This window comes from Brevibacterium oceani (genome assembly GCF_013623835.1).
Classification (GTDB): domain Bacteria; phylum Actinomycetota; class Actinomycetes; order Actinomycetales; family Brevibacteriaceae; genus Brevibacterium; species Brevibacterium oceani.
Window position 1 is genome coordinate 253724 of the sequence record NZ_JABKDE010000005.1, and the last position, 13282, is coordinate 267005.

The 13282-nt window shown below is 65.4% G+C and carries 12 protein-coding genes; 6 read left to right on the forward strand and 6 right to left on the reverse strand.

What is annotated here, in order from left to right; all coding sequences use genetic code 11:
* Positions 1 to 52 precede the first annotated feature (52 nt).
* The 5 genes from HK401_RS13045 (at position 53) to HK401_RS13065 (ending at position 5260) form a co-directional block, all read left to right on the forward strand.
* The gene (locus HK401_RS13045) at positions 53 to 1363 is read left to right on the forward strand and encodes a quaternary amine ABC transporter ATP-binding protein (protein ID WP_181275098.1); all 1311 of its coding nucleotides are present in this window, start codon (positions 53 to 55) and stop codon (positions 1361 to 1363) included.
* The gene (locus HK401_RS13050) at positions 1363 to 2268 is read left to right on the forward strand and encodes an ABC transporter permease (protein WP_181275099.1); all 906 of its coding nucleotides are present in this window, start codon (positions 1363 to 1365) and stop codon (positions 2266 to 2268) included. The genes HK401_RS13045 and HK401_RS13050 overlap by 1 nt, the downstream gene beginning before the upstream one ends.
* 59 nt (positions 2269 to 2327) lie before the next feature.
* The gene (locus HK401_RS13055) at positions 2328 to 3239 is read left to right on the forward strand and encodes a glycine betaine ABC transporter substrate-binding protein (protein ID WP_181275100.1); all 912 of its coding nucleotides are present in this window, start codon (positions 2328 to 2330) and stop codon (positions 3237 to 3239) included.
* A 203-nt stretch (positions 3240 to 3442) separates the two neighbouring features.
* Positions 3443 to 4027: a methylated-DNA--[protein]-cysteine S-methyltransferase gene (locus HK401_RS13060; RefSeq protein ID WP_181275101.1), complete on the forward strand. Its 585-nt coding sequence runs from the start codon at positions 3443 to 3445 to the stop codon at positions 4025 to 4027.
* A gap of 330 nt (positions 4028 to 4357) precedes the next feature.
* Positions 4358 to 5260, forward strand: coding sequence for a glycine betaine ABC transporter substrate-binding protein (locus tag HK401_RS13065; protein ID WP_181275102.1), 903 nt, complete (start codon positions 4358 to 4360; stop codon positions 5258 to 5260).
* A 123-nt stretch (positions 5261 to 5383) separates the two neighbouring features.
* Here the strand turns inward: HK401_RS13065 and HK401_RS13070 are convergent, their stop codons facing one another.
* The 4 genes from HK401_RS13070 to HK401_RS13085 form a co-directional block, all read right to left on the reverse strand.
* Entirely contained in the window at positions 5384 to 6697 is a 1314-nt protein-coding gene (locus HK401_RS13070) for a Dyp-type peroxidase (RefSeq protein ID WP_309135987.1), read from the reverse strand.
* Entirely contained in the window at positions 6687 to 7334 is a 648-nt protein-coding gene (locus tag HK401_RS13075) for a copper chaperone PCu(A)C (protein WP_181275103.1), read from the reverse strand. The genes HK401_RS13070 and HK401_RS13075 overlap by 11 nt, the downstream gene beginning before the upstream one ends.
* Positions 7335 to 7650: 316 nt before the next feature.
* The gene (locus tag HK401_RS13080) at positions 7651 to 8322 is read right to left on the reverse strand and encodes a hypothetical protein (RefSeq protein ID WP_181275104.1); all 672 of its coding nucleotides are present in this window, start codon (positions 8320 to 8322) and stop codon (positions 7651 to 7653) included.
* Positions 8323 to 8500: 178 nt separating this feature from the next.
* Positions 8501 to 8971, reverse strand: coding sequence for an isochorismatase family protein (locus HK401_RS13085; protein WP_181275105.1), 471 nt, complete (start codon positions 8969 to 8971; stop codon positions 8501 to 8503).
* A 362-nt stretch (positions 8972 to 9333) separates the two neighbouring features.
* Here HK401_RS13085 and HK401_RS13090 point away from each other — a divergent pair, with 362 nt between their 5' ends.
* Positions 9334 to 10953 (forward strand): HNH endonuclease signature motif containing protein, encoded by a 1620-nt coding sequence (locus tag HK401_RS13090; RefSeq protein WP_181275106.1) that lies wholly within the window; start codon positions 9334 to 9336, stop codon positions 10951 to 10953.
* A gap of 148 nt (positions 10954 to 11101) precedes the next feature.
* On the opposite strand, the gene HK401_RS13095 is transcribed toward HK401_RS13090, so the two are convergent.
* The gene (locus tag HK401_RS13095; RefSeq protein ID WP_181275107.1) at positions 11102 to 12454 is read right to left on the reverse strand and encodes an N-acetylglucosamine-6-phosphate deacetylase; all 1353 of its coding nucleotides are present in this window, start codon (positions 12452 to 12454) and stop codon (positions 11102 to 11104) included.
* Positions 12451 to 13242, reverse strand: a complete 792-nt coding sequence (locus tag HK401_RS13100; protein ID WP_181275108.1) for a DeoR/GlpR family DNA-binding transcription regulator — start codon at positions 13240 to 13242, stop codon at positions 12451 to 12453. Before HK401_RS13100 ends, HK401_RS13095 begins: the two co-directional genes overlap by 4 nt.
* Positions 13243 to 13282 lie beyond the last annotated feature (40 nt).

Consider the following 13282-nt stretch of genomic DNA (forward strand, 5'->3'; position numbering starts at 1 on the left):
GGGGTGAAGCCTCTCGTTCTTGCGGAGGGTCAAGAATGCAAGGAGGAAACGCGTGAGCGTTGTCAAAGCATCAAACGTGTACAAGGTCTTCGGCAAGCGCCAAAACGAAGTCGTCAAGCGACTCGAAGAGGGCGCCGACCGCGATGACCTGACCAAACTCGGAACTGCCGCGGTCATCGACGCGAGTTTCGAGGTCGAAGCCGGCGAGATCTTCGTCGTCATGGGCCTGTCGGGGTCCGGCAAGTCCACTCTCATCCGCACGCTCAATGGCCTGTGGCCGACCACCTCGGGATCGGTCGAGGTCCTCGGCACCGACATCGCGAAGATCGATGACGCTGCCCTGCGCAAGGTCCGCAGCGAGCACATCTCGATGGTGTTCCAGCACTTCGCTCTGCTGCCGCACCGCACGGTCCGAGACAATGCCGCCTATGCCCTCGAGATCCGGGGAGTAGCGAAGGCCGAACGAGACAAGGCCGCCGACAAGTGGCTCAAAGCCGTCGGCCTCGAAGGCTGGGGTGACAAGTTCCCCGAGCAGCTCTCCGGCGGTATGCAGCAGCGCGTCGGTCTTGCCCGCGCTCTGGCCGCAGAGACCGACATCCTGCTCATGGACGAAGCCTTCTCTGCGCTCGACCCGCTGATCCGCCGCGAAATGCAGGAACAGCTCGTCGAGCTCCAGTCGGAGCTGCAGAAGACCATCATCTTCATCACCCACGACCTCAATGAGGCGATGTTCCTCGGCGACCGGATCGCGGTTATGCGCAACGGCCGCATCGTCCAGGTCGGCACCCCGGAGGACATCCTCACCGATCCGGCCAATGACTACGTCGCGCAGTTCGTCCACGACGTCGACCGCGCCCGCGTTCTCACCGCCAACAACGTCATGGAGAAGGCACGCCAGACCGTCTCGAACCAGAACGGACCTCGGGTCGCCCTCCGCAGCATGCGGGAGAGCAACTCCTCCGCGATCTACGTCATGGATCGGCACCGGAAGTTCCTCGGCGTGGTCTACGACCGCGACTGCATCGACCACCTCCGCAAGGGCGGGACGACGCTGGACGAGATCATCAAGCCTGCCGCCCAGACGGCCTCTCCCGACGATCTGCTCATCGATCTCTTCCTGCCGTCCTCAGAGACTCCCCTGCCGGTGCCGGTGACCAACGACGACGGTCAGCTGGTGGGCGTGGTGCCCCGCGCAACCCTGCTGGCTGCCCTCGGCAATCAGAACGGCAACGACGAAGCGCCCCAGGAAGAGAGCGCTGCTGAATGGCCCGAACCTGTGGACTCCGGTCTCATCGATCAGGTCCTCGCCGAAACCGGTGATGCGACCGAAGCCGATGCCGCAAACGAAAGGGGTGCCCTCTGATGGAGAACATCCGTATTCCCGTCGGCACCTGGGTCGACTCCGCCTTCGACTGGCTCAAAGACAATGTCGCCTGGTTCTTCGATGCCGTGACCTGGCTATTCAGCCTGCTCATCGACATCCTCACGAATGTGCTCGTCGACCTCCATCCGCTGGTGATCATCCTCATCCTCGCACTGCTCGGCTGGGTCCTGCGGTCCTGGCAGATGGCCCTGGGCACAGTGATCACACTGTTCTTCATCATGACGATGGATCAGTGGGTGGCCTCGATGCAGACACTGGCGCTCGTCCTCATCGCTGCGATCATCGCCGTCATCGTCGCCATACCGGTCGGCATTCTCGCCGCGCGCAACGATACGGCCTCGACCATCATCAAACCGGTGCTCGACTTCATGCAGACCATGCCGGCCTTCGTCTACCTCATCCCGGCTGTGACCTTCTTCAGCATCGGCGTCGTGCCCGGCCTCGTGGCCACGGTGATCTTCGCTCTGCCTCCGGGTGTCAGGTTCACAGAACTCGGCATCCGCGGAGTGGATTCCGAGACGGTCGAAGCCGGACAGTCGTTCGGCGCGACTCCCGGCCAGATCCTCCGCGGAGTCCAGCTGCCCTTGGCCACGCCGACGATCATGGCCGGCATCAACCAGGTCATCATGCTCGCCCTGGCCATGGCGGTCATCGCCGGCATGGTCGGCGCCGACGGACTCGGAAAGAACGTCGTCGAAGCGATCGCCACCCAGAACCTGCCGCTCGGCGTCGAGGCCGGCCTCGGCGTCGTCATCATCGCGGTCTATCTCGACCGCGTGACCGCGGCGCTGGGCAACGCCAAGGACTATCCGGCTTCGCTCGTCGCGGTCATGCGCCGCCGCAGCGCGAAGAACAAGGCTGCGGCCGCGACCGCCAAGGCCTGATCGCCCAAGCGTCGGGCACACATTCGGACAAGTCGACCACTAGAGAAAAGGAACACACAATGAAGAGAAGATTCCTCACCCCGATCGTCGCTGCAGTGGCAGCACTCGGCCTCGCTCTGACCGGGTGCTCCCAGGAAGCATCGAAGGACGACGGCAGCGGAGGCGGAGACAAGGGCGACATCAAGCTCGGCTACGTCACCGGCTGGACCGACGGTCAGAGCATCTCGCTCCTGCTCGAAGACCAGCTGGGCAAGATGGGCTACAACGTCGAGACCGAGACCTTCAGCGACGCCGCCGTCCTCTACGCGGGTGTCGCCAACGGCGACATCGACATCTATCCGTCCTCGTGGCCCGAGGTCACACACAAACAGTACATCGACAAGTACGGCGACGACCTCGAGGACCTCGGCGCATACTACGACAATGCGGTGCTCACCATCGCCGTGCCGAAGTACATGAAGGACATCAACTCCATCCAAGACCTCAAGGGCAAGGGCAAGGACTTCGACGGCAAGATCGTCGGCATCGAACCCGGTGCCGGTCTGACCAAGGCCACGAAGGCGATGATTCCCGAATACGGGCTTGATGGCGAGTATAAACTCGTCACCTCGTCGACGGCTGCCATGCTCACCGAGCTCGGCAATGCCACCGACGCCGAGAAGGACATCGTCGTCACCCTGTGGCGTCCGTTCTGGGCCAACAACGAATACCCGGTCAAGGACCTCAAGGACCCGAAGGGTGCCATGGGTGATCCTGAGAAGCTTCACTTCACCGCCACCAAGGGCTTCGGCGAAGAGAACTCGGACGCCGCCGACTACATCGGCAAGATCAAGATGGATGACAAGCAGTACGGTGAGCTCGAGGACCTCGTCGTCAACAAGCACAAGGACGACGGCGAGAAGGCCATCACCGAATGGCTGAAGGCCAACCCCGACGCCTACGACGGCGAATTGACCGACGACGACAAGTGATCGGTTCGCCACGGCGATCATCGCGCTGAAGGAGAATTCGCCTTCTCCTCTCGGCGGTGACCGCCACATCTGACAGTGCCCTCCCGACTTCTCGGAGTCGGGAGGGCACTGTCGTCCGAATCGGCACTGTCGACAGGAAGGGCACTGTCGTCCGAAATGGCACCGTCTCCTGAAACGGACCGACGGCAGATCGGAGGAGCACCATGACGACGAGCTCCGTCACCCTCGACACCTTCGTCGGCTCGCTGACCGTGACCTGTGGCGTCAGCGCTGTCGTCGGCCTCGAATGGGCCACCCCCGCCGAGGCTGTCGGGCCTCCCGCTGCCCCCGACCCGGCCGGAATCGCAACCGTTCCACCCCGAAACGGAACCGACCCCACCGAACCGAGTGCGGACTCACCGACCGATTTCGACAATCCCCTCCTTAACGAGGCGGTCACTCAGCTGCGTACCTACTTCGACGGCCGCCTCGGCGATTTCGATCTGCCGGTCGACTTCGGTCAGGTCTCGGACGTCGCCCGCACAGTGCTCACGACCCTGGCCGAACGAGTGCCGGCAGGCACGACCGTGACCTACGGCGAACTCGCGGAGGCAAGCGGCACAGGCATCCCAGCGCGCGCTGTCGGCGGGATCATGGGACTCAATCCGATTCCGATCATCGTCCCATGCCATCGGGTCGTCGCCGGTGACGGTCTCGGCGGGTATTCGGGTGGACTGCCGGGCCACGAACTCGAGACCAAGCGGCGCCTCCTCGAGTTCGAAGACGCCCTGCCGCGGCCGCTGTTCTGACCCGCTCGCGCCGACGGCAGGAAGCCGGCGGCAGGAAGTCCGCGGTAGGAAGCCGGCGGCAGGAAGTCCGCGGTAGGAAGTCCGCGGTAGGAAGCCGGCGGCAGTCATCGGAAGTCCGCGGCAGTAGGTCGGCGGCAGACATCGGAAGTCCGCGGTGACGGTCCACGCTCGGCAGAAACCACTGGCAGTCGGTTGAATAATGTGATTACATTGGCGCACCGGTATTTGTGATCACAAACTATTTCGCTCTCCATGTTCCTGCTCGAACCGCCGAAACCGCCAGCGTCGGCGGTGCCCCGCGTTCGGGCAGCCACCACGAAGAGGACACCGATGAAATCACGCACAATCACCTCACTCGTCGCCGCATGCGCGGCCTTGGGTCTCGCCCTGAGCGGGTGCTCCCAGGAGGCGAGCAAGGACTCAGGTTCCGACGGCGACAAGGGAACGATCACGATCGGCTACATCTCCTCATGGTCCGACAGTCGCAGCACCGCGTTCCTGCTCGAGGACCAGCTCGAGAAGCTCGGATACGATACCGAGCTGCAGTCGATGTCGGAGGCCGCGATCCTCTACGCAGGCGTCGCGAACGGCGATATCGACGTCTACCCGTCCGCATGGCCGGAGCGAACCCATAAGCAGTACATGGACAAGTACGGCGACAAGATCGAGGACATCAGCACCTACTACGACAAGGCGCAGAACACGATCGTCGTGCCCTCCTACTCGGACATCGATTCGATCGACGAGCTCAAGGACAACGCCGAGAAGTTCGACAGCAAGATCATCGGCATCGAGCCCGGAGCCGGTCTGACTGCCGTGACGAAGGATTCCATGATGCCGGCATACGGCTTGGACAAGGACTTCGAGCTCGTCACCTCGTCGACCCCGGCCATGCTCACCGAGCTGGGCAATGCCATCGACGCGAAGGAAGACATCGTCGTCACCCTGTGGCGACCGTTCTGGGCGAACAACGCCTACGACGTCAAGGACCTCAAGGATCCGAAGAACGCCATGGGCGATCCCGAGAAGATGCACTTCCTCGGCGCCGACGGCTTCAGCGACGAGTTCCCCGAAGCATCCGAGCTCATCAAGGGGATCAAGCTCGATGACAAGACGTACGGTGAACTCGAGGACCTCATCGTCAATGAATACGACGAGGGGCAGGAAGGCGACGCCGTCGATCAGTGGATCAAGGACAACCCGTCGGCCTTCGATTCCGAGATCGCCGACTGAGCGTGCTGACTGGTGGGCGCTTGCGCTGAGCGAGCGATTGCGCTGAGCGGCCGGCTGGATCGCACCACCGGGCAAGCCGCCGCGCTGAGCGGGCCGCTCCATCGAGCGGCCCGCCCTGCCCATTCACCCTTCGAACAGCTCCTGGCCGATGTAGCCCCCGTCCGAAGTTCCCGGCGGGATCGCCCAGACGGTCGACCCGATCGGGGTGGTCCACTCGTTGAGCAGGTCAACCTCGGCGAGGCGGCGCTGGATCGGCAGGAACTGCCGCTCGATATCGGCCTGGAAGGACGCGAACAGCAGCCCCGCGTCTCCTCCCGCACCGGTCTCGTAGTTGTAGGTGCGGCGGTGGATCTGCACCTCCGGGCCGAACTCGTCACGAGCCCGCGCGATGTGCGCGGCCTTCGAGATCTTCGTCAGTCCCCGCTTGTCCACGGCGGTGAAGTCGGGGACGTCGAACTCGTCCGTGCCCGACAGCGGCGCACCGGTGTCCAGGGTCCGCCCGGTGGAGAACTCCCTGGCCGGCCGGTCGGCCTTGTCCCAGGTGTCGAGGTTCATCGCGATGTCGCGCAGCACGAGCGTCGTGCCGCCGTCCAACCACGGCGGCAGGTGTGATCCGAGGTCGGTCGGCGGCTCCCCGCGGGCCGAGTACACAGGGTCGGCCCTGTCTGTGCCTTGGCCCCAGATGATCCGCGCGAAGTCCTCGGACCCGGGCCCGGGATTGGCGGTGCCGTCGAGCTGACCGAAGAGGTTCCGCTGAGTCTTCCCCTCCCCCGTGGAACCATAGGCGCGGCGGAATCCCCCACGCTGCCAGGCCACCTCGGCGAAGGTCCGGGTGTCTTTGAACAGCATCCGGCGGGCATGGGCCACGGTCAGCGGGTCGTCGCCGCAGATCTGCAGGAGCAGATCGCCCGTGCACCGGTCCGGGTCGAGATCATCGATCCGGAACTTCTCCAGGGGCTTCAGCCAGTCCGGCACATGCTGCTTACCTGCCAAGGCGACGAGGCTCGGGCCGAAGCCGAAGGTCACGGTCAGGCGCGCGGGGTCGACGGTGAGTTCGGACTCGGAATCGGCCAACGGAGGTCTGCCCTGCGTCAGGGCGGCCGCATCCGCGGTGAGCAACCGGAGCCAGCGGACCGCCTCGGCGGCCTTGATCCCCGGTTTCATCGTGAACGCGAGGAAGTGCGCGTGCGCTTGAGGTGGAGTTTCGACACCTGATTGATGGGTGCCGTAGAACGGTTCGACCTCTGCCCCGTTCGCTCCGTCCAGGTCTCGCCGAGGCGACCCTCCGTCACCGTCGGATGCGCCGTTCGATCCCGGGCCGTACCGGCCGATGCCGAACCCGGCCGTCGCACCGACGAGTCCGGCACCGCCGGCGGCAGCTGCCGAGGTGATGAGGCCTCGGCGGCTGAAGCCGGACCGCTCGGGCTCAGTGGTCACCGTGATCCCCGTGGTCGGACTCAGAGCCTCCGTGGTCGGAGTCAGCGTGGTCGCTGCTCTCACCGTCGTCGCCGGACTTCTCGTCTCCGTCACCGTCGTGGCCGCTGTCAGCCTCACCCGGTGCGTAGTCTTCCTGGGCACCGGAGTACTCCTTGGCCACGGCCGTGACCTCAGTGGTCTGGTCGTCGGCGGTGACGAGTTCGACGGTGATCTGCTCACCGGGTTTGATCGCCTTCTTCAGGCCCATGATCATGATGTGATCGCCGCCGGGTTTGAGGCTGACGCTCTTCCCTGCCGGGATGTCGAAGCCGCCCTTCTTCTCCTGCATCGACATTCCGCCCGATCCGTCCTCGGTCGTCTCGTGGAGCTGGACCATCTCCGCGTCCGAGTATTTCGCCTCGACGAGGTTGATGTCATGATCAGTGCTGTTGTGGAGTTCGCCGAAGACCGCCGTCATTCCGTCGTCGGCCGCCTTGACCCAGGCGTCGTCGAGGCTGAGCCCCGCGGCCTCGACCTGGGATGAGGCGACCTCGCTCGGTTCGGACCCGGATGCTTGGGACTCGGACTGTCCGCAGCCGGAGAGGCCGAGCACGACGGCGATGGGCAGGGCAAAGGCCAGTGTGATGTTCTTTCGCATGATGTCTGCACTTTCGTCTTCCGGTGCAGTCGAGCACGTTTCGCATCGACGCGGGCAGGGCCGGGTCGCTGCAGGCAGGTGCCCACGACGCGTGGGCATGCGCCGCGGCACGGGCGCGGGGCACGTTCGCGTGTGCCGACCCGGCGGGACGTGTTCGTGCGTGCCGACGCCGGCGGTCGCGATCGCCGTCCCCGCAAGGCGCATTATGCGCGAGCGGGATGCTCGACTGTCACCTCATGGTCGGCGGCCGCCTCTGTGCGGGCGGCCATCCGATGAGGAATGGTGTGCGGCGAGCCGTGTCGCCGCAGATGAGGTGTCACACGAGTGCGGGCGGTCCGCGCCGATAGTTCGGACCGATCACCGCCGAGGTGACCGCCTGCGGGAGCCGGAACCGATCGCCTGGCGAACGGAACGGATGCTCGGCAAGGATTCCGGCCGCCTCGGCGAGGGCCTGCAGGGCGCCGATCACAGGGCCCAGGGCAAGCTGCAGGATGCTGAGGACGATGTCCTCACCGCGCTTGAGGATCACCGCGGTGATCGCGACGGCGACGATGTGGGCGAGGAGCATGCCCGTCGACGTGCCGCCGTGGCCGGCGTGCCCGAGCCCAGCCGCGGCAGCGCTGAGATCAAGCGACCCGGAGGCCGGAACGAGGTGTCCGGCGTGGGCGCCGACGGAACCATTCGCCGAGGTGGCGTGCGATGTCGCCCCGACGCCCGCCGAGGCGGCATGGCCGCTCGCGTGTCCGCCGGCCGCCCAGCCCATCGTCACGTGCATGAGCACCTGCCCGAGTCCGAGCAGAGCGGTCAGCGCGAGGTATCCGAGGCGTCGGCCGGCGAGGATCATCGCCGCCCACAGAACGAGGACGAAGACGATGCCGGTGCCGATCGGGGAGGCGCCGCCGCCCGCACCGACGTGCATGAGAAGCGCGAGGAGGGTGGTGATGAGGGCGGCGAAGAGAGCACGCACGGACTTCGTCCATCCGGTCATGTTCCCTCCTTCACTCCGTCGCCGAGGTTGCCCGACTGGGTTCGTCTCACTGAGTCGGTGTGCACCTACGAGCGGTCACTGGTCAAGGGCTGAATGCACAGCCCCCTCACACATTCTACTCAGAGTAGAAGTCAGTGGAGCCACTTATCTCCGGACCAGTGATAGGTATGCGACAGGCTTACATCCGCAGCCAGGTGTCGGCGGTCTTCTTGACCATGGCCCCGGCTTCCTCGGCGGCGGGCATCCAGTCAACGAGCTCACCCTTGGGACCGGTAGTGGAGTCGGAGAGCACGATGACGTCGAAGTTGCACACGAGAGCGGCCATCGCCGAGGCGTAGACGGCACCGGGAGCATCGTCGCCGCCGGCGATGACGATGCGGTCGACAGCCATGTCGTGGAGTCCTGCGGCGAGGTCGCTCACGCCCTCGAAGATATCGGGGTTGTCCGAGCGGAGGACGAGGTCCTCCTCGTCGGGTACGAAGATGCTCAGCTCCTCGTCCGGAGTGTCCGCGAGGTCCTCTTTCGTCGATGCGAAGATGAGCACCCCGCCTACGGCTCGCGTGCGGGTGACGATGTCACCGAGGGTCTCCATGGCGTCATCGCTGGGGTAGCTGGCGTCGTCGGTGTCGATGAGGAGCAGGGCATCCATACCCCAATCGTGCCACGACGTGCGGATTCAGGCGAAGCGGGCTGCGCCGGGGCCATCCTGCGCTCGACCAGGTTCGGGCTGCTCCAGTTCAGTCACTGCACCAGGCCGATCTGCATGCCGCGACTCGCTCGAGCTGAATCGGCAACGCCGGATTGCCGCGTTGAGCTCGACCGGACACACCGGTGTGCTGCCTAGATCTGAGACTGCCCTGTCCGTAGGCCAAGGATTCTTGCCCTATATATCGAACATTCCCGAACTGTTCAATTTTTCTCAGAATTTTTTCGAACTACCTATTGTTCTATTTGCCGTATTCGAATAGAGTGATCATTACAACAACGACGTTGGTGAATGGATCGCTGAAGATGACTCTCACACCCGAAGACAAAGCCGAGGACGCCGCGGATCGCGGTGCCCACAAGGCTCCTCAGAGCAGCGGACATCCCCTGCTCGCCGATGAGGAGTGGGCAGATCTGACGCGCTTTGCACCCGAGGTCACCGAGGCGATCACCCATCTGATGGGTCTCAAGGACGGACTGCGCAGCTTCGATCGCCCGATGGGACCCGACCAGGCGATCATGCTCGTCGACGGCGTCGAAGCACTCAGCCGCATCAACGATGCTCTCTCCACTCTTGCGCTCGCGGTCTGCGAGCGGGTCGGCACTCCCAGCGAGTACGGAGCGAAGTCCACCAAAGCCCTCATCGAGAATCGACTCAACCTCAGCGGAGCCGAAGCTCACCGGCGCACCGAGATGGCCAAGAATCTCGGCGGCCGGGTCGACTTCACCGGTCAGGCTCTCCCGCCCCTCTACCCTCTCGTCGCCGAGGCGCTCCACGCCGGAACGATCTCTGCCGGTCAAGCGACCGTCATCGAGAGCTGTCTGAAGAAGGTCCCGGCATGGGCCGACCAGACAGTCCGCACGGACATCGAGAGTCGATTGGTCACCAACGCCCCCAAGGTGCGTCTGAAAGACCTGCGGGCGATCTTCGATCGCCTCATGGGCCACATCGACCCCGACGGCAGCGAACCGCTCGAACCCACCGACCGGTCGAAGTACTGCGTGAATCTCAAGGCTCGCACCAACGGCGACTGGGAACTTTCCGGCCTGCTCGATCCGGTCGCCGGCGGCACGCTCAACGGTCTGCTGACCTCACGCATCCAGGCCGCCAAAGAGGCGGCCGAGGCAACGACAACCGCAACGGACGAAACACAGACTCCCGCCGAGTCCGACGACGAGCTGCTCGACATCGTCGACGCCGTCCTCTCCGGCGAGCGCCACGACGCGGTGAAGGTCCCCACCCCTGAGCTGCGCAATGCTTCAGGCGAGCGCCCCGCAGCCGACACACCCGGAATCGGTGTCCGCACCGACGGCAGCATCATCGACACGAGCGGCGAGCAGCCGTCCGTGCGCGAGTGGATCTACGAACGGTTCGCCGGTCTCGTTTCCACGATCGACAAACAGCGCACCACCGCGGGCGCTCCCTACGCCTTGGTCATCACAGCCATGGCCGAGGACCTCGCGAAGGGAAAGGGCACTGCGACGACCGGCGCCGAAAACCCCGTCCCCATCAGGGAGCTCGCGACCAACGGCCTCAACGGGTCGGTGTTCTTCCATCTCATGAGCGATACTGCGAAGACCGTGCAGGTCGCTACTGAGCAGCGGTTCGCCAACCGCAAGCAGATCGCCGTCATCACCGCCCGTGACAGGGGCTGTACGTTCCCCGGATGTGATGCGCCGCCCGGATGGTGCGACGCCAACCACGTCGTCCCCCACAGCGCGGGAGGCAGGACTGACATCAACAATCTCGCGCTCACGTGTTCCTATCACCACCACCTGCTCGACCACAGCGAGTGGGACACCCTCATGCTCCGCGACGGTCGACCGGCGTGGAAACCTCCAGCCACGGTAGACCCTGCCCGCACACCGATCCTGCACCCCCGCTTCATCGCGGACGACATCGTCGACACGCTCTTCGACGATTAGCCCCGGCACTACGTTTCCAGGGGACAACTGTGCCCGAAACGCCCTCCGCAGTGCCAGGCGCCAGCCGCGCACTCGGGCTCCACTTGGCTGCTCCGGGCCCCACTTGGCTCCCTCGAGCCGCATCCGGCTCGTCTGGGCCGCACTCCGCTCACATCGCGCCGCCCTCGGGCGCAATCAGCCCGTTCCCGACCGTTTCTATTGAGTCGCGGTACCAGGTTCGCCGGATGCGCATGTCCGTCTCCAAGAGCAGAAGGTCCGCCGGCATCCCCGGCATGAGAAGTTCGGGGCCAGACGCCAGGAGTTCGGTGCTGCCCTCTGCGAGCGACATTCCCAACGCCTGCAACGGAACGAGGCTCGCGGCCCGCACGGCCTCGCTGGGGCTCAGCCCCACCTCGGCGACGGCGCGCCGGACGGCCCCGTCCATCGTCAAGGTGGACCCGGCGATCGACCCGACCGATCCGTCCGCGGTCACGAGCCTGGCCACGGAATCCTCGACGACCACAGGCAGCGAACCGAGCATGTACTCGCCGTCGCTCATCCCTGTCGCCGCCATCGCATCGGTGATGAGCGCGATGCGACCAGGCACCATCTCGTGCAGCACGCGCGCGACCGGGCCGACGACGTGGACGCCGTCGTTGATGAGCTCGAGAGTGACCTGCTCGTTCTCGACCGCGGCCAGGATCGGCCCCGGCGCCCGATGATGGATTCCGGGCATCGCGTTGAATGCGTGCGTGAGGATGCTCGCGCCCGCCTCGAATCCCGCCGCCGTCAGCGCGTAGTCCGCTGCCGTGTGCCCGATGGCGACCCGCACCCCCGCCTCGGCGAACCGGGTGATCGCATCGAGCGCTCCAGGCAGTTCGGGGGCGATGGTGATCTGCGCGAGCGACCCATCTGCGGCCCCGAGGATCGCCTCGACTGCCTCGGGGGTGGGTGCGGTGAGCACCTCGGGAGCGTGCGCGCCCTTGAAATCCGGGGACAGGAACGGGCCTTCGGCGTGCAGGCCGAGGACACCCGTGTGGCTGCGCGCGAGTTCGGCGCCGCTGCTCAGCGATCGGCAGAGCCCGTCGATCGTGTCCGAGACATACGACAGCGCGAGCGCGCGGGTGCCGTGCTCGCGGTGGACGGCGAGGATCGTCTCGATCCCGTCGGCACCGTCCTCGGCGGCCGCGCCGCCGGCACCATGACAGTGGATGTCGACGAAGGCCGGGGACACGTATCCGCCCGCCGCGTCGATGACCTCGACCTCCGCCGAGGCGGCCGCGTCCTTCCAGCCGTCCCCGCGGCCGCGATCGACGATCGTTCCCTGACCGAACGCGATCCATGTGTCTGCGGGTGTGCTGGTGGGCGACTCGACCGCACCGTCGAGGATGTGCGCATCGTGGATGACCACCTCGGCGGGGGCGTCCGTACGACCTTTGATTCCCGCTTCGGCGGGGATGTGCACACGGCTCTCGGGTCCCGCCGCGATCGGTGCGTCCGTACGCTGTCCTGGCAGGGTCATCGGCTCTCACCCAGCGGTGCGAGTTCGACGTCATAACCGGCCGCGGTGAGTTCCTCTCGGTCATCATCGCCGAGGTGGTCATCGGTGATGATCGCTTCGAACACGTCGGTGCCCCCGACTGTGGCGAAGGCCTTCCGCCCGTACTTCGAGGAGTCCGCGACGACGACGGCATGGTCGGCGCGTTCGGCCATCAGCCGGTTGACGTACGCTTCGTCCTCATTGGCGGTCATCCCACCCGAGGCGGCGGACATGGCGTGGACTCCGACGAACGCGACGTCGAGCCAGATGCTGCGCAGCACACTGTCGACGAAGGAGCCGACGAGTTCGAAGCTCGAGGTGTTGATGACCCCACCGCAGACGATGACCTTGAGATTCGGATGGATGGCGAGCTTGTTGGCGATGTCGACGGCGTTCGTGACGATCGTGAGGTCGGCGAGCAGGTCATCACGCTGGCTGAGCGCATCGGCGACCATGAACGTCGTGGTGCCGCCCGACAGGCCGACGATCGATCCGGGGGTGATGCGGTCGACGGCGGCTCGTGCGATCGCAGCCTTCGCCTCGGTCGCGGCGGCTTCCTTGTAGCGCAGGGACAGTTCGTAGTCGACGGAACGGCGGGTGGCCCCGCCGTGAGTGCGTTCGACGAGGCGGCGCTGCTCGAGCAGGTCGAGATCGCGGCGGATCGTGGCCACGGAGACCTCGAGTTCGTGGCTGAGGGCCTCGACCCCGACCGTGCCCTCGTGGTCGAGTTTCGACAGGATCGCGTCGAGTCGATCTTCACGCGTGCTCATAGGCCAACTTTCCGTCGTGGGCCGGAATTTGGCAAACGCG